This window comes from Aquimarina sp. EL_43 (assembly GCF_943422735.1).
Taxonomy (GTDB): domain Bacteria; phylum Bacteroidota; class Bacteroidia; order Flavobacteriales; family Flavobacteriaceae; genus Aquimarina; species Aquimarina megaterium.
On the sequence record NZ_CALSBR010000001.1, the window covers coordinates 1,333,721 to 1,357,197 of the forward strand.

20 protein-coding genes are annotated in these 23,477 nt (G+C 33.9%); 7 read left to right on the plus strand and 13 right to left on the minus strand.

The genetic code is table 11. The features are described from left to right. Nucleotides 1-78: 78 nt before the first annotated feature. From NNL09_RS06205 to atpD, 4 genes are all read right to left on the minus strand, one after another. Nucleotides 79-942, minus strand: coding sequence for an alpha/beta hydrolase (locus tag NNL09_RS06205; protein WP_025664515.1), 864 nt, complete (start codon nt 940-942; stop codon nt 79-81). Nucleotides 943-1,068: 126 nt separating this feature from the next. Next, nucleotides 1,069-1,887 carry a LytTR family DNA-binding domain-containing protein gene (locus NNL09_RS06210; RefSeq protein ID WP_196909455.1) on the minus strand — a complete coding sequence of 273 codons (819 nt, stop codon included), beginning with the start codon at nt 1,885-1,887 and terminating at the stop codon, nt 1,069-1,071. A 68-nt stretch (nt 1,888-1,955) separates the two neighbouring features. Next, complete coding sequence (locus NNL09_RS06215) at nt 1,956-2,234, minus strand: F0F1 ATP synthase subunit epsilon (RefSeq protein WP_025664517.1); 279 nt, start codon at nt 2,232-2,234, stop codon at nt 1,956-1,958. A 94-nt stretch (nt 2,235-2,328) separates the two neighbouring features. Beyond that, entirely contained in the window at nt 2,329-3,837 is a 1,509-nt protein-coding gene (gene atpD, locus NNL09_RS06220; protein ID WP_025664518.1) for a F0F1 ATP synthase subunit beta, read from the minus strand. A gap of 272 nt (nt 3,838-4,109) precedes the next feature. On the opposite strand from atpD, the gene NNL09_RS06225 reads away from it, so the two are divergent. Then, the gene (locus tag NNL09_RS06225) at nt 4,110-5,384 is read left to right on the plus strand and encodes a sterol desaturase family protein (protein WP_196909456.1); all 1,275 of its coding nucleotides are present in this window, start codon (nt 4,110-4,112) and stop codon (nt 5,382-5,384) included. Between the two features lie 55 nt (nt 5,385-5,439). Here the strand turns inward: NNL09_RS06225 and NNL09_RS06230 are convergent, their stop codons facing one another. From NNL09_RS06230 to NNL09_RS06250, 5 genes are all read right to left on the minus strand, one after another. Next, the gene (locus NNL09_RS06230) at nt 5,440-6,924 is read right to left on the minus strand and encodes a G-D-S-L family lipolytic protein (RefSeq protein WP_196909457.1); all 1,485 of its coding nucleotides are present in this window, start codon (nt 6,922-6,924) and stop codon (nt 5,440-5,442) included. A gap of 32 nt (nt 6,925-6,956) precedes the next feature. Further along, complete coding sequence (locus tag NNL09_RS06235; RefSeq protein ID WP_196909458.1) at nt 6,957-9,719, minus strand: TonB-dependent receptor domain-containing protein; 2,763 nt, start codon at nt 9,717-9,719, stop codon at nt 6,957-6,959. A gap of 227 nt (nt 9,720-9,946) precedes the next feature. Then, entirely contained in the window at nt 9,947-11,794 is a 1,848-nt protein-coding gene (glmS, locus tag NNL09_RS06240; RefSeq protein WP_025664522.1) for a glutamine--fructose-6-phosphate transaminase (isomerizing), read from the minus strand. A gap of 22 nt (nt 11,795-11,816) precedes the next feature. Next, nucleotides 11,817-13,460, minus strand: a complete 1,644-nt coding sequence (locus tag NNL09_RS06245; RefSeq protein ID WP_196909459.1) for a DUF4270 domain-containing protein — start codon at nt 13,458-13,460, stop codon at nt 11,817-11,819. Between the two features lie 20 nt (nt 13,461-13,480). After that, nucleotides 13,481-14,290, minus strand: a complete 810-nt coding sequence (locus NNL09_RS06250) for a glycogen/starch synthase (RefSeq protein WP_025664524.1) — start codon at nt 14,288-14,290, stop codon at nt 13,481-13,483. 112 nt (nt 14,291-14,402) lie between these two features. Here NNL09_RS06250 and panC point away from each other — a divergent pair, with 112 nt between their 5' ends. The 4 genes from panC to NNL09_RS06270 are packed head-to-tail and all read left to right on the plus strand — an operon-like array spanning nt 14,403 to nt 17,785. Further along, nucleotides 14,403-15,251 (plus strand): pantoate--beta-alanine ligase, encoded by an 849-nt coding sequence (gene panC, locus NNL09_RS06255; protein ID WP_025664525.1) that lies wholly within the window; start codon nt 14,403-14,405, stop codon nt 15,249-15,251. Between the two features lie 20 nt (nt 15,252-15,271). After that, complete coding sequence (panD, locus tag NNL09_RS06260; RefSeq protein ID WP_024768330.1) at nt 15,272-15,622, plus strand: aspartate 1-decarboxylase; 351 nt, start codon at nt 15,272-15,274, stop codon at nt 15,620-15,622. 3 nt (nt 15,623-15,625) lie between these two features. Beyond that, on the plus strand, nt 15,626-16,591 hold the full coding sequence (locus tag NNL09_RS06265; RefSeq protein ID WP_196909460.1) for a lysylphosphatidylglycerol synthase transmembrane domain-containing protein: 966 nt from the start codon (nt 15,626-15,628) through the stop codon (nt 16,589-16,591). Nucleotides 16,592-16,639: 48 nt separating this feature from the next. Further along, a complete protein-coding gene (locus NNL09_RS06270) occupies nt 16,640-17,785 on the plus strand; it encodes an alpha/beta hydrolase (RefSeq protein WP_025664527.1) in 1,146 nt (381 codons plus the stop codon). A 119-nt stretch (nt 17,786-17,904) separates the two neighbouring features. Here NNL09_RS06270 and NNL09_RS06275 read toward each other — a convergent pair whose 3' ends face one another. Beyond that, complete coding sequence (locus tag NNL09_RS06275) at nt 17,905-18,084, minus strand: hypothetical protein (protein ID WP_152538274.1); 180 nt, start codon at nt 18,082-18,084, stop codon at nt 17,905-17,907. Between the two features lie 193 nt (nt 18,085-18,277). Here NNL09_RS06275 and radA point away from each other — a divergent pair, with 193 nt between their 5' ends. Beyond that, on the plus strand, nt 18,278-19,645 hold the full coding sequence (gene radA / locus NNL09_RS06280) for a DNA repair protein RadA (protein ID WP_025664528.1): 1,368 nt from the start codon (nt 18,278-18,280) through the stop codon (nt 19,643-19,645). Here the strand turns inward: radA and NNL09_RS06285 are convergent. Beyond that, complete coding sequence (locus NNL09_RS06285; protein WP_196909461.1) at nt 19,642-20,673, minus strand: aldo/keto reductase; 1,032 nt, start codon at nt 20,671-20,673, stop codon at nt 19,642-19,644. The genes radA and NNL09_RS06285 overlap by 4 nt on opposite strands. 330 nt (nt 20,674-21,003) lie before the next feature. On the opposite strand from NNL09_RS06285, the gene NNL09_RS06290 reads away from it, so the two are divergent. Further along, nucleotides 21,004-21,327, plus strand: a complete 324-nt coding sequence (locus NNL09_RS06290) for a hypothetical protein (protein WP_196909462.1) — start codon at nt 21,004-21,006, stop codon at nt 21,325-21,327. Nucleotides 21,328-22,337: 1,010 nt separating this feature from the next. On the opposite strand, the gene NNL09_RS06295 is transcribed toward NNL09_RS06290, so the two are convergent. Together NNL09_RS06295 and NNL09_RS06300 are read right to left on the minus strand one after the other, a co-directional pair. Beyond that, complete coding sequence (locus NNL09_RS06295) at nt 22,338-23,051, minus strand: DUF434 domain-containing protein (protein WP_025664531.1); 714 nt, start codon at nt 23,049-23,051, stop codon at nt 22,338-22,340. A gap of 73 nt (nt 23,052-23,124) precedes the next feature. Then, nucleotides 23,125-23,421 carry a phage repressor protein gene (locus NNL09_RS06300; RefSeq protein ID WP_196909463.1) on the minus strand — a complete coding sequence of 99 codons (297 nt, stop codon included), beginning with the start codon at nt 23,419-23,421 and terminating at the stop codon, nt 23,125-23,127. Between the last annotated feature and the right edge of the window lie 56 nt (nt 23,422-23,477).

The following is a 23,477-nucleotide window of genomic DNA, read 5'->3' on the forward strand; positions in this document are numbered from 1 at the left end:
AAGTATAAAACCTTTTTACCAAAAAAGGCTGTTTAACATAATTTTATCTAAAAATCAATGATTTAGATTAACTATCACTTAATTATTAATCATTTCCAAAAATTTACCTATATATTCTTTTTCGTAATCAAATAGTGCTTTAATATGCTTGCCCTTTACTTTCCAAAATTCGGTATTATCTTTATTTGAAGATTCGTATAGTTTTTCACCCAATTTATATGGAACTTGTTTATCATTATGACTGTGTATTACCAATACAGGTTTTTTGATTTTTTTGATTTCTTTTTCTGCAGGAAAATCATTATTCATTAACAAAGGTACAAGTGCTTTAAAGTTTTCCATATGTAATGCATTTGCATATACTTTTCCGATATCAGGAAAGGAACTAAACGTGCCTTCTACAATAAGACCATCTATTTTCTCTTGTCTTTCTGCGGCATTCATGATTGCAAAAGCACCTCCTAATGATTGTCCCCAAATAATGATAGGAGTGTCTACAACATCTTCATGCTTTATTATTTCATCAAAAACATAAAGAGCATCTTTTTTTAGTTGTACAGAATTATCTGCTGTTCCTGTAGATTTACCAAAATTTCTTCGCTCAAAATTAAATACCTGAAACCCCTTATTTAATATTGATTTATAATATTTCTGAGATGACATTAAATGCATTCCTTTTCCCGAATAATGTATAATTGTTCCTATAGGAGGAATAGAGGAATCTGGCTTAAAAAGCACTGCATGAATCTTTACATTTTTATCTATCTCATAATAATATTCTTGATGAGCATACTCGGTTTGAAAACTATCATATGCAAGCCCATTAGTTTTATATATCATTGTATCAGTAAATCTCGAAAATCGAATCCACAAAACAGTTATAATGAGAATAGAAATAATGGTTACCGCCAACCATTTTATTGTTTTTACTATTTTTTTCATAAGTGTAATTTTTAATTAATGACACAAATGAAAAGAACTCGGTATTCTGAAAAAAAAGAAAGTTATCGCTACTTATTTTTTGTGGTAAACAAATACATTTTGGGGTGAAATACTATTAACTCTTGGCTAATTAATAGTGTTTTTTACAGATGCAAAGTATGTTTTTGATACAGGAATATAGTCTTCAATATTTTTTAACTGAAGTTTTGCATTTTGAGCATTTCCTTTTAATAAAATAATAAAATCTGGATTAATTAAATATGACCTATGTGCTTTGATTAAGGATGAAAGCTGTTTTTCTATATTTGTTAAGGTATTTCTAAGCATTTTCTCTTTCAATAATTCTTCTTCTACATAATATATATACACATAATTATCTTCAGATCTAACATAGACGATAGATGTTTCTTCTACAGAAAACAACTCCTTTTTTAATGTGCCTTTCAACTTAATTTTTGATTGTTCGACAGGAGGTTTTCTCTTTTCTGACATCACATTATTCATCGATTTGTAATAGTTTCTCAATAAAACCGTGACTACAAACATAATGACACCAAATCCGAGAAACACCATTTTAAACCAGTTTAAAAACAAAATTAAAGTAAGTCGTTCTGGTGTTTTATTGATAATCACTTCTGTGTAGAAAAAAGCAATTATAATGGCGATAATTATAAAAAATAAGCAAAAAATCGGTTCTTCTATCCATTTCCAGATTTTGAAACGTAAGTAATATCCATTAGAAAAAATTACAGCAATCAAATAGGTGAAAAATATAATAACTCCATATCCTGTAAAGTAGAGGGTTTTAAAAGGACTTGTAAAATTATTAGATCCTAATGGGTGTAGAAAAACAATAATAAACACTACTATTATGCCTAGAATGGCAGCAATCAAAAAGTGGTATCTAAACGATATTGAATATGGACATGATTTATTTAAAAGCATAAAAAATCCCTATTAAATTATTAATAGGGATTAAATATATAATAAAAAAACCTTAATTAAGTACTGTGTTAATCTGCAAGTACAATAACCTTATTATCTTTCATTTCGATAGTTCCCGAGGTAATAGAAAGTAGTGTTGCTCCATTTCCACCTTTGGTGAATTTATCAGCAACTTCTTCTTCTAGATTCATCTCACCATACACTTTTACATCTCCTTTTCCTAGTAAAGAAACAATAGGTGCGTGATTATCTAACATCTGAAACTCTCCATTTATTCCTGGCACCGCAACCGAAGTTACTTCACCGCTAAATAATATTGCTTCTGGAGTTACTATTTCTAAATACATATTTTTAAGTATTGAGTATTGAGCAATTAGTATTTAGACAATAATGAGAAAGAAATTAATCTCACTACTCAATTACTAACTCCTCACTACTGTTTTATGCCTCTGCTAACATTTTTTCACCAGCTTCTATAGCCTCTTCGATTGTTCCTTTAAGGTTAAATGCTGCTTCTGGCAGGTGATCTAATTCACCATCCATAATCATTGTAAATGCCTTAATGGTATCTTTAATATCTACTAAACATCCTGGTATACCAGTAAATTGTTCTGCTACATGGAATGGTTGAGATAAGAAACGTTGCACACGACGAGCGCGTCCTACAGCTAATTTATCTTCTTCAGATAGTTCTTCCATACCAAGGATAGCAATAATATCCTGTAATTCTTTATAACGTTGTAACAACTCTTTTACTCGTTGTGCACAATTGTAATGCTCATCACCAAGAATGTCTGCAGTAAGGATTCTAGAAGTAGAATCTAATGGATCTACCGCTGGGTATATCCCTAGCTCAGCAATTTTACGTGATAATACTGTTGTTGCATCTAAGTGGGCAAATGTTGTTGCTGGTGCAGGATCGGTAAGGTCATCTGCAGGTACGTAAACTGCCTGTACAGATGTAATCGATCCTTTCTTTGTAGAGGTAATACGCTCTTGCATCACACCCATCTCTGTTGCTAATGTTGGTTGGTACCCTACCGCAGATGGCATACGTCCTAGAAGTGCTGATACCTCAGAACCTGCTTGTGTAAAACGGAAGATATTATCTACGAAGAAAAGTACATCTTTTCCTTGTCCATCTCCAGCTCCATCACGGAAATATTCTGCTATAGTAAGACCCGATAATGCTACACGTGCACGCGCCCCTGGAGGCTCATTCATTTGTCCGAACACGAAAGTAGCTTTAGATTCTTTCATTACTTCTTTATCTACTTTAGAAAGATCCCATCCTCCATTTTCCATAGAGTGCATAAAATCATCTCCGTATTTGATAATTCCAGATTCTAGCATTTCACGAAGAAGGTCATTACCTTCACGTGTTCTTTCTCCTACTCCTGCAAATACAGAAAGACCACCATGTCCTTTTGCAATATTATTAATCAACTCCTGGATAAGTACTGTTTTACCTACACCAGCACCACCAAATAATCCAATCTTACCTCCCTTTGCGTAAGGCTCAATAAGATCAATTACTTTAATCCCAGTAAATAAAACTTCTGTAGAAGTTGATAAATCTTCAAATTTAGGAGCTTGACGGTGAATTGGAAGTCCTTCTTTTCCTGCTTTAGGAAGATCACCAAGACCATCAATCGCATCTCCAATTACATTAAATAGACGTCCATATACATCACCACCTATTGGCATTTGGATAGGAGCTCCAGTTGCAACTACTTCAATTCCTCTGCTTAATCCATCACTGGAATCCATTGCAATAGTACGCACAGTATCTTCACCAATGTGAGACTGAACTTCTAACACTAGTTTACTACCGTCTGTTTTGTTAATTTCTAACGAATCATAAATCTTTGGTAATTCAGTACCAGCTGCGAATTCTACATCGATAACCGGACCTACAATTTGAGATACTTTACCTGTAACTTTAGACATTATATAACTATTTAATGTTTAGTATTTAACTATGTTAAAAAAATCAAGTACTCAATCATACTGAATACTAGCTTTTTTCAGGCTGCAAATATAGTCTTTTAAAATGAAAAAAATAACTCAATTTCTTTAGTTTTTTTTAAGCAGTACTTTACTTCTTTTTTCTACTCCCATAACATCTCTTTTTTTATGGTTATATGGCAGGTTTGAATTGTTTGAATGAATTAGTTTTTCGAAATAAATATTTATCCTTATTTTTAGATAAAACTCATTAAATGGAAACTTATGCAACAGCATTAAGCTATGCAATACCTGGCTTTATTGTACTTATACTTATCGAATATTTAATTAGTAGATGGAAAAAAATACCAGTTAATGAAGGTATGGATACAATTTCGAGTATTAGTTCTGGTATCACAAACACGCTCAAAAGCCTGATAGGCCTTACTGTTATTATTCTAAGCTACGAATGGATGGTTGAACATCTGGCTTTAATAGAAATTAAATCTACAATTTTGATATATATCTTAACCTTTATCGGGTTGGATTTTGTTGGCTATTGGTCTCACCGTTTTAATCATACTATTAATGTATTCTGGAACCGACATATTATACATCACAGTAGTGAAGAATTTAATTTAGCATGTGCTTTACGTCAAAATGTATCGGCAATAGTTGCTATTTATTTTTTTCTATATATCCCATTAGCATTAGTTGGAATCCCTGCGCATATAGTTGCATTTGTTGCTCCTATTCATTTCTTTGCTCAATTTTGGTATCATACCCGACTAATTAACAAAATGGGGTTTTTAGAGCATATTATTGTTACTCCTTCTCATCACAGGGTTCATCATGCTATTAACGATGAATATCTGGATAAAAACTATTCTGAAATATTCATTTTCTGGGATAAACTTTTTGGAACTTTTCAAGAAGAGTTACCAGACAAACCACCGATTTATGGTGTAAAAAAGCCAGTAAATACCTGGAATCCTTTTTTTATCAATTTTATGCACATTTGGGGAATATTAAAAGATGCTTGGAGAACCCGAAATTGGCTTGATAAAATTAAGATATGGTTTATGCCAACAGGATGGCGACCAGAGGATGTAAAAGAAAAATATCCTATACAAATTATTACTAATCCTTATTCCCGACAAAAATATAAAACAGAAAGTTCATTGGTACTAAAATTGTGGTCATGGGTGCAGCTTGTAATTACAGTAGCACTTATGTATTACTTGTTGATTAGTGTTGGAGATCTGGAGTTTATCCAAATTGTAAACTACTCTATCTTTTTAGGGGTATCAATATTTGCTTATACATCTCTAATGGACCGACATATAATTTCTTTGTTTGCAGAATGTATTAAGCTTGCAATGGGATTGTATTTTATACTTTACTATGGTAGTTGGTTTGATATTGATACCATTTTTCAGGGAGCTACATTTGTAGTTTTAGGATATATACTTATATCTTTTTTACTTTCTATATATTTTCAATTAATAGAAAGAAATTATAATTCTCATTCTATTCGGCAAACAGCATAAAAAAAACCCACTTTAGAGTATCTATAGTGGGTCCTATTATTTTAGATTACACGTTCTATTTTAACAAAGCCGAATAAAAAGTTGGGTAATCTACTGCTTTTACCATTGGCAGATTAGAACCATATGTAGCATTTATAGACTCTATTGCTTTATTTGCTAAAAAAGCATAGCCTCTAGCTGTAGGGTGTACTCCATCTAAAGAAAAAGCACCACCAAAAACCAAATCATCCTGTAATAAAAAATCATCAAACATAACTCCGTTTTCTGAAGCTTCTTTAAGAATTGTATTTGCATCTACAAATGCTAAACCAGCTTGCTGTATTGCTGTACTTATTATGGTATTAAACGTAGTAGTTGCTGCAGATATTTCCTGTTGTTCTGCAGGTATTAACACCCATTTATCTTCTAAAGGAACTGAAACTCCGTTTATCAATAATGGATTTCCTCCAACGGTAGTACCGATAAAAGAAGAACTTGGTAATATTAATAAATCCTCTGCGGTAGCATGCCTGTAATTTGGCAAACCAGACCCGGTTAGATTTGTCAGACTTTCATCTTCGATTACAACTGCATTTTGCCCTGCTGCAAATTCGATTGTTCTGGCTTTTCTTTCTGCCTCATCAATTCCTCCAAGGCCTTCTATTTGCAACAAACCTGCATTATAGGCTGCATATCCCTGATTAACAGCTCCTGCTGTTGCAGCATCTAGAGGAACAGGGTTATAAGGTACAGTTGTAAAATGCGGTATAGAAGTTACATCAGGAATATTAAACGCTACTCCTTTTGCTTGACCAGAAGTTAACGTGGTAACTATCGCATTATAAGCCTGTGTAAATATAGTTTCATCTGTAATCGGATCTGTACCATCTCCTCCCGACAAAGCATATCCCAGGACATCGTTATTACCGATCCACAATGAGAAAAATGTTGGATTCTGAGCCATAGCATCTCCGAGTACAGATGCTGTAGGGCCAGAAGCAATTCTCACAAAATAAGGATTAGCCATACTTGGTAACCCTGCCACGTTACCATATCCTGCTGCTGGCAAATGAAAACTTTTGGCTCCAGGAATTCCCATATTATTAAAAGGTCCTGATATTATATTTGTTATTTCTGTGGTAGGTATTTCTGGAGTATCATCCCCCGGAGTGGTTCCTAATAATCGTGGTCCCGATTCATTAGGCGGATCAGGATTTGGATCGCTATAAAAATAAAACCTCGGGTTTAAAGTAGGGGTTCCTGCTACCAGGGCTCCTCCTATATTATCATTCATTAAAGGCTGTGTAAATTCTCCTCCCCCTGCCAGAGCAAATTGCTTTGCTAAAATATTAGGCATCGAATTTTCCTGTCCAGCAATAAACAAGGCTCCATCGGTAAATCCGGCAGCCAAAGAATTTCCTAAGGAAACATATTTTGAAAAATCTGCATTCCCAGAGGTAATTACCACTTCTCCTCCTGTAGTAGAAGCATCATCATCTGATTCGCAAGAAATACATCCAAAAATTAACAGGAGTATTAACCATTTATATTGAGTATTCATTTGTTCTTTTTTTATTGTTTTTTAATCGTTGCCTACAAATTGTTTATTGACAAGCCTATGTAATACTGGGATCCAATAAATCCAGTTCCAAATGCCGTAAAGTATTCATCCCCTCCAATGTTGGTTGCACCCGCTTTAAGAGTAGTTTTCAATTTTGGAATCTTATAATTTATCTGGGCATCGATAACCGAGAAAGATGGGATATTTCCATTTCCAAATGATGCTTCCCAGAAGTAACTATCACTCCAACGATAACTCGTATTAAAGCCAAAATTTTTAAACAAATTTGCATGTCCAAAAGTAGCTTTTACTTTATGTTTTGGAGTATTAAAATTAGTTATGAAATCAGGATCTTTATCTTTATCAAAATCCTGTTCGGCATATGTGTAATTAACTCCTAAATCAAAATCTCCAGGAATTCTGGTGTTTACACCAATTGTAGCTCCAAAAGATTTTATATCTACGTCTGAATTTGTATAGGCTTGATACACTTTAAAATCATCATTCTGTAATGCAAGAAGTGATAATGTTCCGTCTCCTACCTGACCATATAATGGTACAATCACATTTTCATTTGATATAAAATCTGTATACTGGTTATAATACCCGCTTAGATCAATAATAAATTTCTTTACTTTACCACGATATCCTACTTCGAAAGCAGTAATTTTTTCTGGCTCAACAAGATTGGCATTAGAAGCTTCTGGTGCTCCATTTGTTACAGAGCTTGCCGAAAATGAGTTTTCGTATGCAGCTCTTCCTGTTACGGTAACAGTATTTGACCCCACGATGGTTTCACCGGCACCACTTAAATCACTAAATGTCCTTACATCTCTGTCTAAATTATCTCTAGCCGATCCAACTAATATTGCACGCCCTACATCTAAACCAATATACAAATCCTGTGTAGTTGGGTTTCTAAATCCTGTTTGCACAGAAGCTCGGATATTATGGTTTCTTTCAGCGCCCAAGGTATATCCTATTGATAATCTAGGCGATAAATTACCATCAAACAATTCTGATTTATCATATCGCACAGATCCTGTTACTTTTACTCTTTCGTCTGCAAATTTTTTCTGAATTTGTGTATATGCTCCGTATTCAGAATACCTAATAGGTTTGTCAAAATCTGTAAAGATTGTTCCCGAAGAATTCAATTTATATTCTCTAAACGATCCCCCTACCTGAATATCTGCAAAATCTCCCGTGATATGACTCAAATTATAATTAACATCTACATGTCTTAACTGAGTAGCATCCTGAAATTTTGATCCAGTTAATAGATTCGGATCACTGGTTACGGTTTGAAAAGCTTGTTCAAACCCTGGTGTTCCTGGTATAAGCCGACCTGTATCTGCTGTTTGTCTTGCAATAAGATGGGCCTGTTCTGGCAATTGGCCAGCTAACGTTGCTTGAACAAATGCGCCTGCATATTCACCAAACCAAGTTTGATCGTCTTTCCATTTTCTATTAATATTAATTCCGGTAAATCGTATATCATAAGAATCTCCTGCACTTTCATCTGTTAAATATCCTCTAACAAAGAAGTTATTATTTTTAAATTCTAATTTATGCTGCTGTAAGAAAAAATTACGAATCGAATATCGATTTGCTCCTTGATAAATTGTAGTTCCTCTACCTACTTTTCCGTTATAAATAACTTCAAAATCATTAGCAAATGGCCTATAGTGTAATGCTGCATCAAATTTTATACTTTCTGCTTTATTAGCATTTAAATCTTGCTCATTATACCCTGTTCTACTAACACTTTCGTCTGGCAGCAAGTTTTCGGCTCCAGCCGGTAAAATCCCTCTATTTACAAGAGCTTCTCCTACACCTCTTATATTTGTACTTACCTCATCACCATACACATTAAGACCGTCATAATTAGGGTCTGATCTATCTGTAATTGGATTTAAAACATTAACGGTATTGGTTGCAAACCAATCTGTACCTCGCAGATACGAGAAATTAGCTTTTGCGGCGAATTTCTCTGAGAACTTATGCGCAAGCCTAATTCCGTAATCATAAAACTCATTATCTCCTGCCGCTTCTTGCGAAGTAATTCCTCCTTTAAAATACGCACTAATCCCATGGTGGTCAAATGGATTTTTACTCGTCATGAACAGAATTCCGTTAAAAGCATTTGCTCCATACAATGCAGAAGATGCTCCAGGCAATAGTTCTACACTATTGACATCTAATTCTGTCATCCCTAACAGATTTCCTAACACAAAGTTAAGAGCTGGCGCTGTATTATCCATCCCATCTACCAATTGAACAAAACGAGTATTTGCAAATGTTGCAAATCCTCTGGTATTAATCGATTTAAAGGTTAAACTGTTAGTATTAACATCTACTCCTTTAAGATTTTCTAATCCATCATAGAAATCTACTGAAGGTGTATTTTTAATTTCTTTAATTCCGAAACGTTCAACACTCACTGGGGATTCGAAGATACGCTCTGGAGTTCTGGAAGCTGAAATGACTACTTCATCGAGCTCTGTACCTTCTTTCAAGACAATAGTTAAATCTGTAGTTTGTGAAGATATATCTATTGATGAGGATTCAAACCCTACAGAACTGGCTATTATTGTAAAAGGGGGTGATTCCTGGACTGTTAAAGTAAAAATACCGTCAAAATCTGTTACTGTTCCCGAAGATGAGTTTTTTAATGTAATATTAGCTCCAGGAATAGGCTGGTTACCATCATCAACAACCTTTCCGCTAATTGTTGTTTGTGCAGTAGCAATAATGCATACCATCATCATTATTACTAATGTAATTTTTTTCATGCCCCTAAGTTTTAATAGTTATGACAACAATATACGTTTTTTTAACAATCCATCAATAAAATAGCCAAAATTTTGTGATTTCATTATTCAAAAAACCATTATACAACATTATCATCATTTAGTAGTTTTTATCTATTATTCTACCTCTATTAAAAACTAAAAACCCTATCCGAAAATTTTCAGATAGGGTTTCCATATTTTAATGGGTCTCTATTTAAGAGAACTCTTTATTCTACAGTTACAGACTTTGCAAGGTTTCTTGGTTGGTCTACATTTTTATCCAACATTACAGCAATATAATACGATAATAATTGCAGCGGTATCGTTGTAAGAAGAGGTGTTAAAAATTCTTCTGTTTCTGGTATTTCTATAACATGATCTGCCAGTTCTTTCACGGTAACATCTCCTTCTGTAACAATCCCGATAATCTTTCCTTTTCTGGATTTAATTTCCTGAATATTACTTACCACTTTATCATAGTGTCCTTTTTTGGTCGCTATTACAACAACTGGCATTTGTTCGTCAATTAATGCAATTGGTCCATGTTTCATTTCTGCTGCCGGATACCCTTCTGCATGTATATATGATATTTCCTTTAATTTTAATGCTCCTTCTAAAGCAACAGGAAAATTATAGCCTCTACCTAAATACAGGAAATTTTTTGCGTCTTTATAGGTATCTGCAATAAACTTAATATGATCATTAGACTCTAAAGTCTTTTTAACTTTTTCTGGAATTCGCTCTAATTCCTGCAGGTAATAATGAAAATCACTATTAGAAATTGTTCCTTTTCTCTCTGCTAGTTTTAATGCTATTAAAGATAGTACTGTTATTTGAGTAGTAAATGCTTTTGTAGAAGCAACTCCTATTTCTGGTCCGGCGTGGGTATAAGCTCCTGCGTGAGTTTCTCTTGAGATTGAGGACCCTACCACATTACAGACTCCAAAAACAAAAGCTCCATTTTCTTTAGCAAGTTTAATTGCAGCCATTGTATCTGCTGTCTCACCACTTTGTGATATTGCGATTACAACATCATCTTGATGTATTACTGGGTTTCGATATCTAAACTCTGATGCATACTCTACCTCGACAGGTATACGAACCAATTCTTCAAAAATATATTCTGCTACTAAACCAGCATGCCATGAAGTACCACAAGCAATAACAATAATACGTTTTGCATTTAATAGTTTAGCAAGATTATCATCGATACCTGCCATTTTTATAATCCCTTCTGCAACTCGTATTCTACCTCTATAGGTATCGCTAATCGCATTAGGCTGCTCATAAATTTCTTTGAGCATAAAATGATCATATCCTCCTTTTTCTATCTGCTCCAGGTTAATTTGCAGTTCTTGCAAATATGGATCTACAAGTTTATCGTCTTTAATATTCCTTACCTTAACTCCCTTATTCCTTCTCACAACCGCCATTTCGCCATCTTCGAGGTAAATTGCATTATTTGTATATTCTATGAAAGGAGATGCATCAGAAGCAATAAAAAACTCATCCTCACCAACTCCAATAGCTAGCGGGCTACCCAATCTTGCGACAACAATTTCATCTGGTTTTTGCTTATCAAAAATAGCTATTGCATAAGCCCCTATGGTTTGATTTAAAGCAATTTGAACTGCTTTACCCAATTTTACATTTTCTTTAGTTTTTACATCTTCTATAAGATTTACCAACACTTCTGTATCGGTTTCCGAAGTAAATGTATACCCTCTATTAATCAGCTCTTTACGAAGAGCATCATAATTTTCTATGATTCCGTTATGAATAATTACCAGATTACCCGAGTTAGAATAATGCGGATGCGAATTCACATCATTAGGAACCCCATGTGTGGCCCATCTTGTGTGTCCTATTCCTATATTCCCTTTTGTAGGAATTTCTTTTGATAATCGCTTTTCCAGATCTGCTACTTTTCCTTTGGTTTTAGACAATTTGATGTCTTTCCCATCGTAAAGAGCTATCCCTGCAGAGTCATAGCCTCTGTATTCTAATCTTTTTAAACCTTTTAAAACAATTGGATAGGCTTCTCTATGCCCTATGTACCCTACAATTCCGCACATAATTTAAGTTTTTAAAATATTGTTAGTTTTCCTTTGATGATGTATAAAAAATATCAAGTTTTAAACGTTTTGATTCGGGAACATTTACTCCATTTCCGTAGAGCACTGTCCCTTCATGGGAAACTATTGATGAGGAGGGAATTATCTCATTCTTAGTTGTGGGGGTATCACCTATTGCGTTTGTTATTATGTTTACGTTTTGAGACACTGACAACCCTAGTTTAGCATTTTCAATTTCACCTTTTAAAATGTTTAGGATATGCTGTGTCATTTTTATTCTATAAAATTCTCCGTTCTTATCAGAATCACGACTGATTCTTCCCAAATGGTTAATGACAGAAGTCAAGGGAGTATCTAAATTAACGCTCCCATCCAAAAAATAATCGAGAAGAACTGCTCCTGTCTCAATATTAAATATAAAAATTCTTTCGGGTTCTGTATCTCCTCCTGTTACTTTATCCTGATCGATATAGAATTTTAGACTTGCATCGTTAATTAACCAATCTTGTCTTTTTAAGAAACTAAGTTCATTTTCCTCTTCGCCATTTTCATTAGTAACGTTGCCTCCAAATAAATCGATTACCGCATACGAACCATCACCTCCTTTTAGATACAAATTATCTTCTCCGTTTACCGTATCCTGATTTTCCTCTTTTAGCTCTTCAGCGATAGTTGGATCTAAAGTAGTTTTTATAGAGTTTATAAAAGTATTAGAGAAATTTAAATCCAGTTTATCTTGTTTACGAGTAGTTGTACCATTTGAAGTCTCATCAAAACTATAATGAAGGGTTATCTGAGCATTTCTTGTGTTAAGGTATATTAGATTTCCGTTATCATTAACAGGTTCTGCCTTAATATAAATTCCTCTAAAATAATTTCTAAAATTATTTACATTGCTAAGCTCTGGGCTACCTACTTTATCCAGGAACAATGTTGAAAACAGAGTTTTTGCTTCATCCGGAAGCTCAACTCTTAATCTAGGAGTCAACCTCTCCCTTTTGGTCGTAGTCTCTCCATTGGTATTAGTTTCAGTTGTTGTAATAACTTCTTTAGCTGAAGGAACAAAATTATTATTAGTATACAGTAATGTTTGTTCTACTTCTGCCCCAAAGTTAGTTTCGACATCATCAGAATAATAGACTTGTCTTTCATTAGATTCTGGATCAAAATCTCTTAAAAAGTAATTGGATTTATACAACGACAGTTTAAAAGGTTGGTTTCCATAAATTGAATCTAATCTATAGGTAGTTGCTGTCTCGGTAACATTACCTATTTGAACCGATGCTGTGCTTGTCGCGGTACTAAAATATGGTAAACTAAAAACAACACTATCTAATACTGCATTAGTCCCGAAAGTTGGATTTAATTTTGAGGGTTGAATCTGAGATAAAATGCTATATACTGATTGTCCATATATAGGATCATTATAGACTCCTAACAAATTAGAATGGATAGTTCCTCGTTGATCAATCGGCAAACTATTTGTACGTACTCTTTCGAATTTTTTACTATATGCTATTGGCACTGCAGAGTACTGTTTGTCTTCAAAATTAACACCTCCAACAACCTCGCTACCAACAGAATCAAAATCATCGTTACAAGACAAAAAGGTAAAAACAACAGCTACTATAACCGTTATTCTAATTAAAATATTCTTCAATTTCATAAATAATTTCGTCGTTTTGCTTATACCAATACCTCTGTCTGATAGAAGGTTTCATAGGCATCAGCAAATTCATCTGGTTTTTTATATTCTAAAACTGGTTGGTCTATTGTTTTTAAATGTTCTACAAGCTCAGATGGAATTTCTTCGGACCCCACAATAATAGCATCAGAATTATCAACAGCCACCTTCATAAGGTTACTATATGTTGGTTGAGCTAAATCATTTATTTTTTCTTCATCTATTCCGTCAAACTTCACTTTTTCCATCATATTCTTATCCAATATCCCGTCATAACCATTATTATACACAGAAGTAACAATTTTACTTTGACCAAAAAGAGGCTCATTAGCATAATAATTCTTTAAGTATAATGGCAAAAGAGAAGCTAACCATCCATGTACATGAATCACATCTGGTGACCAGTTTAATTTCTTAACTGTTTCAATCACTCCTTTGGCAAAAAAGATTGCTCGCTCATCATTATCCGGAAATAATTTTCCTTCTTCATCAGTTAACGTTGCTTTTCTTTTAAAATAATCCTCATTATCGATAAAATAAACTTGCATTCGTTCTTTTGGAATCGAAGCAACTTTAATAATAAGGGGCATATCCAGATCATTAATTACTAAATTCATACCCGAAAGCCGAATTACTTCATGTAACTGATGCCTCCTCTCATTGATATTGCCATATCTAGGCATAAAAATTCTTATTTGACCCCCTTTATTATTTACCATTCTTGGTGCTTCAAAAGACATAGATGAGATTTCAGTCTCTGGCAGGTAAGGTATTACTTCTGATGATACATACAATATCCTCTTATCTTTCATATAATCGATACTTTTATCGTCCTCCTTTTGGAATTAATTTTGCAAAATTACGAAAATTTATGCAGTCTGCCAGTAATATCTTATTTTTGCACGCCTTTAAGTTATACACCAAATGCGGGTACACGGAAAAAGACGAGATATACTAGACGATGTTGCAGCTTTTAATAAGCAGAACAAAACCATTGGATTTGTTCCTACAATGGGAGCATTGCATAAGGGCCATCTTGCACTGATAGAAAGAGCTCTCAAGGAAAATCAAAAAGTTGTAGTTAGTATTTTTGTAAACCCTACACAGTTTAATACTACCGAAGATTTAGTTAATTATCCTCGAACCTTGGATTCTGATATTGAGCTTTTATCAGAATTATCTAAAGAAATAATTGTATTTGCTCCTACACCAAAAGAGGTGTATGGAGATGAAATGTTATCCATTAATTATGATTTTAGGGGATTAGAAAATGAAATGGAAGGCAAATACAGACCTGGTCATTTTGATGGAGTCGGGACAGTCTTAAAACATTTCTTTACTATTGTTAATCCAGATAAAGCCTACTTTGGCGAAAAAGATTTTCAACAACTTCAAATTGTTAAAAAATTAGTTGAAATTGAAAAAATGTCAGTTCAAATTATTGGGTGCCCTATCTATAGAGAAGAAAGTGGGTTAGCTTTAAGCTCTCGAAATAAAAGGCTTAACCAGAAACAACTTAGCGAATCTCCTTTGATTTATTCGACTCTGAAACAGGTAAAAAAAGACTTTGGCACAAAAAGTGTTCATACCTTAAACAAATGGGTATCAGAACAATTCAAAAACAATGATGAGCTAAAATTAGAATACTTTGAAATTGCAAAGGTATCTGACTTAAAATCCATTAAGCGAAAACAAAAAGACACCAAATACAGAGCTTTTATAGCTGTATTTGCAGGAGAAATAAGACTCATTGATAACATTGCCCTAAATTAAAAAATAACTAACTTTGTAACATGTTTGTACACGTAGTAAAATCAAAAATTCATCGCGTTAAGGTGACTGGTGCCGATCTTAATTATATCGGTAGTATAACAATAGATCAAGATCTAATGGATGCTGCTAATATTGTTGAAGGAGAAAAGGTACAGATTGTAAATAATAATAATGGAGAGCGTTTAGAAACTTACGCTATCCCAGGACCTAGAAACAGTGGTGAAATCACATTAAATGGTGCTGCTGCTCGAAAAGTAGCAAAAGGAGATGTATTAATACTAATCACCTATGCCATGATGGATATTGAAGAAGCTAAAAACTTCAAACCAAGACTTCTTTTCCCAAACGAGGAAAATAATTTATTAAAATAGATAGTGAACCCTAAACTTATAAAGTTTCTTAAAATTATACTCCCTTTAGCATTGGGAGTTTTTTTAATTTGGTATTCTATCGCTTCAGCAACCCCAGAAGAAAGACAAAAAACGCTTCAGTATATTACACAAGCAGATCCTAAATGGATTATTCTTTCTATAATTTTGGGAATTATCTCCCATCTCTCAAGAGCATATCGGTGGAAGTTTTTATTAGAACCTTTGGGATATCCTATCAAACTATCAAATAGTTTTATGGCTGTTATGGTGGGATACCTTGCGAATCTGGGAATCCCAAGATCTGGAGAAATTCTACGTGGCGGTACGATATCAACGTATGAAGGTGTTCCTTTTAAAAAAGCTTTTGGAACCATTATCTCAGAACGAGTTATTGATTTGCTTATGCTTTTATTAGTGATAGGTATCACACTACTTTTTCAATCAGAACTTCTTTTATCATACTTAGAAGAAAAAATTGCAAGCCCTTTTATCACTCTTGCTATTTTACTTGGACTATTACTTGCTGGAATAATGTTCCTGAAAATTATAAAAACTTCTAACAATCCAATACTTATTAAATTGCGAAATTTTGGAAATGGTCTTCTAGAAGGAGTAAAAAGTATTTCTAAGGTAAAACAAAAAAGAGCTTTTGTGTTTCACACTTTTCTTATATGGATACTTTATGTAGTGATGTTTTATGTTATTAAATATACGGTTCCCGAAACTGCTTCTTTATCAATAGGTCCTATATTGGCCACCTTTGTAGCAGGAACATTTGCTATGTCTACTACCAATGGAGGTATTGGTGCATTTCCTATCGCCATTGCTGCAATCTTATTACTTTTTGATATCGAAAAACCAGCAGGAGAAGCTTTTGGTTGGATATTATGGACCTCACAGACCGCAATAAATATAGTCATTGGGGCGTTATCCTTTTTGTTTCTCCCTATTTTAAACAGAGAACAATAACGAAATAATTTATATATTGTCCCTTGCTTAACCTTAATCCTAATACTTATGAAAAAAAGTGTGACTCTTATTATAGCTTGTATTTTTGTTGTTTCCAGCTATGGACAAACAATATATGAGTCTTTCAGATCTATCAAATTAGACCAAAGTAGAGAGTTAAAAATTCAACTTCCGCGTAATTATAAGAAAAATGAAGACAAAATATATCCCTTGATTATTGTTCTTGATGGGGATTACTTATTCGAACCCGTTGCCGGAAACGTGGATTATTTTTCCTATTGGGAAGATATGCCAGAATCAATTGTTGTTGGTGTTAATCAAAGAAAAACCAGAGAAGATGATTGCAGATATGATACTGCAGAATTTTTACCTACTCTAAAAGGAGCAGAATTCTATGAATTTATAGGACAAGAGCTAGTTCCTTACCTAAATGAAAATTATCGCACCGCTCAACTTAAGATTATTGTTGGACATGATTATACTGCTAATTTTATAAATTACTTTTTATTTAAAGACAATCCTATTTTTCAGGGATATATATGCATTAGCCCAGAATTAGGACCACCAATGGGAGATCGAATTTCGAGCAAATTAGAGACTTCTTCTGATATTTGGTATTATCTGGCTACTGCAACTAATGACGCCGATAATATCAAAAAGAGTCTCATTGCACTAGATGAGAAGCTATCTGTAATAGAAAATCCTGAAATGAGCTATTTCTTTGATAATTTTGAAGAATCTTCTCATTATACTTTGGTTGGAAAAGCTATTCCTAATGCTCTCGAAGGTATTTTTGAAATGTATCGCCCTATAAGCAAGAAAACATATAAAGAAGTTCTTCTTACACTAGAAACTTCGCCCTATGACTATCTTGTAGATATGTATAAAACTACAGAAAAACTGTATGGTATTAAACGTAAAATAAGAATTAACGATTTTATTGCAGTATCTACTGCTCTCGAAAAAAAGGAAAACTGGTCAGAATTAGAACCTTTAGGTAAGCTAGCTATAAAAGAGCATTCTGATTTAATGCTGGGACATTATTATTTAGGTATGTTCTATGAACAAACAGGAGAACCCAAAAAAGCTATGAGAGCTTATGAAAGTGGTTTTCAACTCTCTGAAGTCGCTTTCTTAACCAAAGATTATATGCTGGATAAAGTCAATAAAATTAAAGAAGATTTTGGCTGGTAAAAATAAATTAGTTTTTATAACACATAAAAAGGAAGCTTGTCGCTATATAGCGACAAGCTTCATAAGATTTTAATCTAAAAAATTCCTCGAAACTCTGTCTCAAGGATTATTTACATTTATTAGCAGCAGCTCAAGCATCGTAAGTAACACACCCCAGAACTGTTCCCGGCGTTTATACATTCTACCATGCACTTAGTCTTATCCAAACTACAACAAGCAGAATTGGGAGAGCCTCCATTAATTTCTTTTTGAGCAATTTTACTAATTAGTTTTACTCCGGTTAATTTTAGAATTTTCATAATGATATATTTTATTGGTTAATAAAAAATATTCAGAGATAGACCTCTGTATACTATATAAAGATACCACATTTCCGATTAAGAAGATTGATTTTTGAAATCCAAACAAAAATATTTGATGCTCATTTAAGAGTTCATTTTTGTTTACTGTATTATTAAAATAATAGTATTTTTACACTCTTATCAATCTTCTATGGCTAAGACCAAAACTGTTTTTTTTTGTCAGAATTGTGGAGCACAATATTCTAAATGGCAAGGACAATGTACATCTTGTAAAGAGTGGAATACTATTGCCGAAGAAATCGTTCAAAAAGCTTCGACTAGTGATTGGAAAAGTGCTACATCTAGTCCTAAAACAAGTAGAACCGCCAAGCCTTTACGAATTTCAGAAATTGACACTAGCCAGGAAGCCCGGTATAATACAGATGACGCCGAATTAAATCGAGTACTCGGAGGAGGGTTGGTACCTGGTTCTTTAACACTACTGGGAGGTGAACCAGGAATAGGAAAAAGTACATTGCTACTACAGATTAGTCTTAAATTACCTTATAAAACATTATATGTTTCTGGTGAAGAAAGCCAGCAGCAAATTAAGATGCGTGCAGAACGTATTCATTCTAAAACAGACAATTGCTTAATTCTCACCGAAACTAAAACTCAAAATATCTTTAGGCAGATTGAGGAAACTCAACCCGATATTGTTATTATAGATTCTATCCAAACTTTACATAGTGATTATATAGAAAGTAGTGCAGGAAGTATTTCCCAGATCAGAGAATGTACTACAGAATTAATCAAGTTTGCCAAAGAAACGGCAACGCCTGTAGTATTAATTGGTCATATTACAAAAGATGGCAATATCGCCGGTCCAAAAATCCTGGAGCATATGGTTGATACCGTACTACAGTTTGAAGGAGATCGAAACCATGTATACAGAATTTTACGTGCTTTAAAAAATAGATTTGGATCTACCTCTGAGTTAGGAATATACGAGATGCAAGGAAGCGGCTTACGAGAAGTTACTAACCCCAGTGAGATTCTGATCTCTAAAAAGGAAGAAGAACTAAGTGGCACCGCTATAGCTTCTACCGTAGAAGGCATGAGGCCTCTTATGATAGAAGTACAAGCTTTAGTGAGTACTGCGGTATATGGGACCCCGCAACGTAGTGCAACAGGGTATAACCTTAAACGTCTTAATATGATCCTGGCAGTTTTAGAGAAACGTGCTGGTTTTAGATTGGGAGCCAAAGATGTATTCCTTAATATTACAGGAGGCATCTCTGTAGATGACCCTGCAATTGATCTGGCAGTAGTTGCTGCCATATTATCCTCAAGCGAGGACATTCCTATTCCTAAAGATTTTTGCTTTGCTGCAGAGGTCGGTCTGGCAGGAGAAATACGCCCTGTAACCAAAGTAGAGCAACGTATACAAGAAGCAGAGAAACTAGGTTTCTCTACTATCTTTGTTTCTAAATACAATAAAATATCTCTGCAAAATACTCAAATTCAAATTCAGATGGTTACCAAAATCGAAGATGTAGTTGAATTTTTATTTGGTTAAGGAGCAGGATTAGGATTATTTTCATGTACTGCCTCTATCTCATCTAAAATTGCATCAGAAAGCGTGATATCGATACTACCAATATTTTCTTTTAACTGATCCAGTGATGTAGCACCAATAATATTACTAGTTACAAAAGGACGGTCATTTATAAATGCCAAAGCCATTTGAGTTAAGCTTATACCATGTTTTTTTGCTATCTCATTATACGCCCTTGTTGCTTCAAAAGATTTCTCGTTATGATATCTAGCAAATTGCGGAAATAAGGTTACTCTTGCATTTTTTGGGGTTTCCTCGAGGTATTTTCCTGTTAATTGCCCAAAACCAAGAGGAGAGTAAGGTAAATGCCCAATATTTTCGCGATGTAAAACTTCGGTAAGACCTACCTCATCTTTTCGGTTTAATAAATTATAAGGGTTTTGAACTGTAATCATTTTTGGTGCTCCTTTTCGAGCTTCTTCAGCATAGCGCATTACCCCATAAGGTGTTTCATTAGAAAGGCCTATTTGTCGTATCTTTCCTGCTGCAACAAAATCCTGAAGGTAACTTAATACTTCACCAAAATTATCCTCCCATCGCTCTGCTTCGTCATGTGTATAGCCTCTAACTCCAAAGAAATTAGTATTTCGTTCTGGCCAATGCAATTGATACAGATCAATATAATCAGTTTGTAAGCGTTGCAAGCTTTTATGTATCGCATCGGTAAATTCTGCTTTTGTAAAACCTCCTGTACGAATATGATTAACAAAATCTCTGGGGCCTACAATTTTTGTAGCAATAACTACCTCATTACGTTTATTAGTTTTTTTTAACCATGTTCCGATAATTCTTTCTGTGCTTCCTTGGGTTTCCTTATTCGCTGGCACAGAATATAACTCTGCCGTATCAATAAAATTAATCCCTTTATCAATGGCATAGTCTAACTGTTGATGCCCTTCTTCTTCGGTATTTTGTTCTCCCCAGGTCATGCTTCCCAGGCATATTTTACTTACTCGTATATCTGTACCAGGTAATGTAGTGTACTTCATTCTTTTTGGCTATAAATTTTTAAGTTGAGAATAAAAAGGTTTAAACAAATTCATGACCAAAAGTAGAAACTCTTCTCTTAGTTAGTGTAAAAATTATCATAATAAATCTGATGAAAGCACAATCTATATTTCTGCATCTTTTCTTTTCTAAATGTGAAATAAATCCACAATCGGTATACCAGATCAACAGTTTTGAAATAATACGTTAAAAACACAAAAAACACAAACATCTAGTAATCAGTGTTTTAAATAGACATTAAATCATTTCATATTCTGGAATGATAATTTCTTTTTACATAGTAAAGTATAACAAAACTAATTCTAAAAAATATGAAAAAGATAAGTATCATAGCTGCTATCTGTGTTGTCCTATTTTCATTCCAAACCGTATCTGCACAAGAAGTCGAAGAAGCTCTACCCATTACCAAAACAGAAGCTTCTACCAATCAGCAAGATTATAAAGAAGTTAAAATAGACAAGCTTTCTGAAATCATTAAAGCTGCTGTAGAAAAAGATTTTCCAGAGGCTAGTATTTCTGAGGCCTATACCGACAAGATTGGAAATTACAAATTAATCCTTGCTATAGGTAACGACACTAAAACGGTATATACCAACGCTAGGGGAGAATGGTTTGATCCAAATAAAAAAGGGTGATACCAAATTACTGACTTCTTCCTTATTTTAACCAGAAAAGAGCTTCTTATATAAGAAGCTCTTTTTTTAATCAAAACGGATACGACTACCCCTTGCCGCATCCGTTTCACACACTAAACCAACCTAAAATTATTCCTCCAACATCCATCAAATATATTTTAGGAATGAACCTATATCATCTTTTCTCTATATCTAAACACTACACTTCTTCCTTTCGAATTTTACTTTTTTTACCCCTTGTTCCAAGTTTAGATACTAGATAAAGTGTTTATATGCTCATTGGTTTACTCAAAAGTAAAGCGCAATATCATTTTACAAAACACAGAATGAGTGAACGGTAGTTTTGAGTTAGGGAACTCTTATTTTGAAGTATTATGCCAAACAAATATCTTAGTTTAACATGAACTAGATGTAAGAATTTAGTTTAAAAAAGCCGTCAAATTGATGTCTAAAGTAGATTTACTCACATCAATTCCAATAAATTTTAAATTGGTTTTCATAACTTTGATTTTAATGAATTATGTTATAACTCAACTCCTTAATAATGGGCTCTAATCCCTAATTTCTATTTGAGTTTATAACTGAACGGAAAAGGTCTGAATCAAATTATAAGCTTTAAAACTTAGAGTGAATAGATAGTGTACCTTTTCCGTTCTTTAAATTATAAAATATCTCAATGCTAATCTAAAGGAGTGATTTTTCTCCGTTTCACTACGAAAAATCATATCTAAATTAGGCTTTCTGTTCATTTTCTTTGCTTGCCCAAAGAAAACGAACCAAAAGAAAAGGCACTTTTTTCAAGGTATTTTTCTGTTTCACTGAAAACCAGATTTATTGTACTAAAATCTTTCCAAGGCTTCAAGATTTTTTAACGCAAAACAAATCTTATACTGGTGAAAAAAGATTTCAAAGCTCTGCTTTGGAACGTCAGTTTAAACACTGAATAAAATTTTATTGGATATCTCTGGCTGACGTGAATTTTCTTATATTAAACTCACACTAATTTAGTATTATTCTGCACATACTATATTTGCTTCCTGGATATAATGCTCAATTAGATAAGCAGCCAGGTTCGTATTTTTTTGTGCCCTATCCAATATCCAGGCATCAGAGCTTACTACAATATGTGCTGAGCTTGCCAATTCCTTATCTGGGTTATTAACCAAATCTATTGTCCAGGAAAAATGGTGTTGTTCTGCTAATTCTCGAAGCGTTGTTTTTAGTCGCCCGCTGTTAGAAACCGGAGCATCAAAATACCAGTGTACTCTACTTACTCCAAGTTTATCAAGTGTATTTCCTATTACTAGAAGAGCTTCTTCTGTTTTTTGAACTCGTTTATAGGTGCCATGAACACCAGATACATCGCGATAATACCCATCAAGTCCTTTAAAAATATATGCCCCAGACAAGGCACTTTCGAGAATAATCAATAAGTTAAATCCGTCTATCGCTATGGTTTGCCCTTTTAACATTTTTGACGTTACCCTATTTTTATTACGAATCGCAATTTGTTGTTCACTACAACTCATACCATGCAAAGCTCTTTGTTGTCGTGCATTAAGGGTATAGCGATTTCCTACCAATTGTACAGATGATTTTTCTGCATAGCCGTGAGAAAGGAGATACAACATATCTTTTGCTGCTGCTTTTAATTTTTCTTGCATCGGCAACTCTCCAAACAATCGATCATCACTAGCTTCTCTTCCTCTATTGCGGGTAGTCATTTAGGTTTACTTTGAAAAATAGTATATAAATAAGTGGTGTATATAAACAAAAAAAGCGCTCTCAGCGCTATCTCTATGGCATTGGTAATATTTCAATTACCTTACCGTATACATTTTTGGTCCACCCGTTAAGGCGTCCTCGGTTATTACCGATCAGCAATCCTCGTTTAGCATTTTTTCCTTTGACCAAATGCGTAAAACAGTTCCCTCTCACTTTACAAAAAACAATATCTCCTGCTTCGCAATCTTCCCAATCTACGGGTTCAAGTACTACAGGTTGTTTTGATTTTAAGATGGGTAACATAGAATTACCAGGTTCTTTGGAGACAATAGTCTCACCATTCAATAGTTTTTGAATTTTCCAATTCATCATACATAGTTTTAAAAATTAAACATAAATTCATAAACTATGGAGTATGGTGTTTT

Excerpts from the sequence above, each read along its gene's own strand:
- NNL09_RS06205 (WP_025664515.1), bottom strand. The coding sequence starts at position 942 with ATGAAAAAAATAGTAAAAACAATAAAATGGTTGGCGGTAACCATTATT.
- NNL09_RS06210 (WP_196909455.1), bottom strand. The coding sequence starts at position 1,887 with ATGCTTTTAAATAAATCATGTCCATATTCAATATCGTTTAGATACCAC.
- NNL09_RS06215 (WP_025664517.1), bottom strand. The coding sequence starts at position 2,234 with ATGTATTTAGAAATAGTAACTCCAGAAGCAATATTATTTAGCGGTGAA.
- atpD (WP_025664518.1), bottom strand. The coding sequence starts at position 3,837 with ATGTCTAAAGTTACAGGTAAAGTATCTCAAATTGTAGGTCCGGTTATC.
- NNL09_RS06225 (WP_196909456.1), top strand. The coding sequence starts at position 4,110 with ATGGAAACTTATGCAACAGCATTAAGCTATGCAATACCTGGCTTTATT.
- NNL09_RS06230 (WP_196909457.1), bottom strand. The coding sequence starts at position 6,924 with ATGAATACTCAATATAAATGGTTAATACTCCTGTTAATTTTTGGATGT.
- NNL09_RS06235 (WP_196909458.1), bottom strand. The coding sequence starts at position 9,719 with ATGAAAAAAATTACATTAGTAATAATGATGATGGTATGCATTATTGCT.
- glmS (WP_025664522.1), bottom strand. The coding sequence starts at position 11,794 with ATGTGCGGAATTGTAGGGTACATAGGGCATAGAGAAGCCTATCCAATT.
- NNL09_RS06245 (WP_196909459.1), bottom strand. The coding sequence starts at position 13,460 with ATGAAATTGAAGAATATTTTAATTAGAATAACGGTTATAGTAGCTGTT.
- NNL09_RS06250 (WP_025664524.1), bottom strand. The coding sequence starts at position 14,290 with ATGAAAGATAAGAGGATATTGTATGTATCATCAGAAGTAATACCTTAC.
- panC (WP_025664525.1), top strand. The coding sequence starts at position 14,403 with ATGCGGGTACACGGAAAAAGACGAGATATACTAGACGATGTTGCAGCT.
- panD (WP_024768330.1), top strand. The coding sequence starts at position 15,272 with ATGTTTGTACACGTAGTAAAATCAAAAATTCATCGCGTTAAGGTGACT.
- NNL09_RS06270 (WP_025664527.1), top strand. The coding sequence starts at position 16,640 with ATGAAAAAAAGTGTGACTCTTATTATAGCTTGTATTTTTGTTGTTTCC.
- NNL09_RS06275 (WP_152538274.1), bottom strand. The coding sequence starts at position 18,084 with ATGAAAATTCTAAAATTAACCGGAGTAAAACTAATTAGTAAAATTGCT.
- radA (WP_025664528.1), top strand. The coding sequence starts at position 18,278 with ATGGCTAAGACCAAAACTGTTTTTTTTTGTCAGAATTGTGGAGCACAA.
- NNL09_RS06285 (WP_196909461.1), bottom strand. The coding sequence starts at position 20,673 with ATGAAGTACACTACATTACCTGGTACAGATATACGAGTAAGTAAAATA.
- NNL09_RS06290 (WP_196909462.1), top strand. The coding sequence starts at position 21,004 with ATGAAAAAGATAAGTATCATAGCTGCTATCTGTGTTGTCCTATTTTCA.
- NNL09_RS06295 (WP_025664531.1), bottom strand. The coding sequence starts at position 23,051 with ATGACTACCCGCAATAGAGGAAGAGAAGCTAGTGATGATCGATTGTTT.
- NNL09_RS06300 (WP_196909463.1), bottom strand. The coding sequence starts at position 23,421 with ATGAATTGGAAAATTCAAAAACTATTGAATGGTGAGACTATTGTCTCC.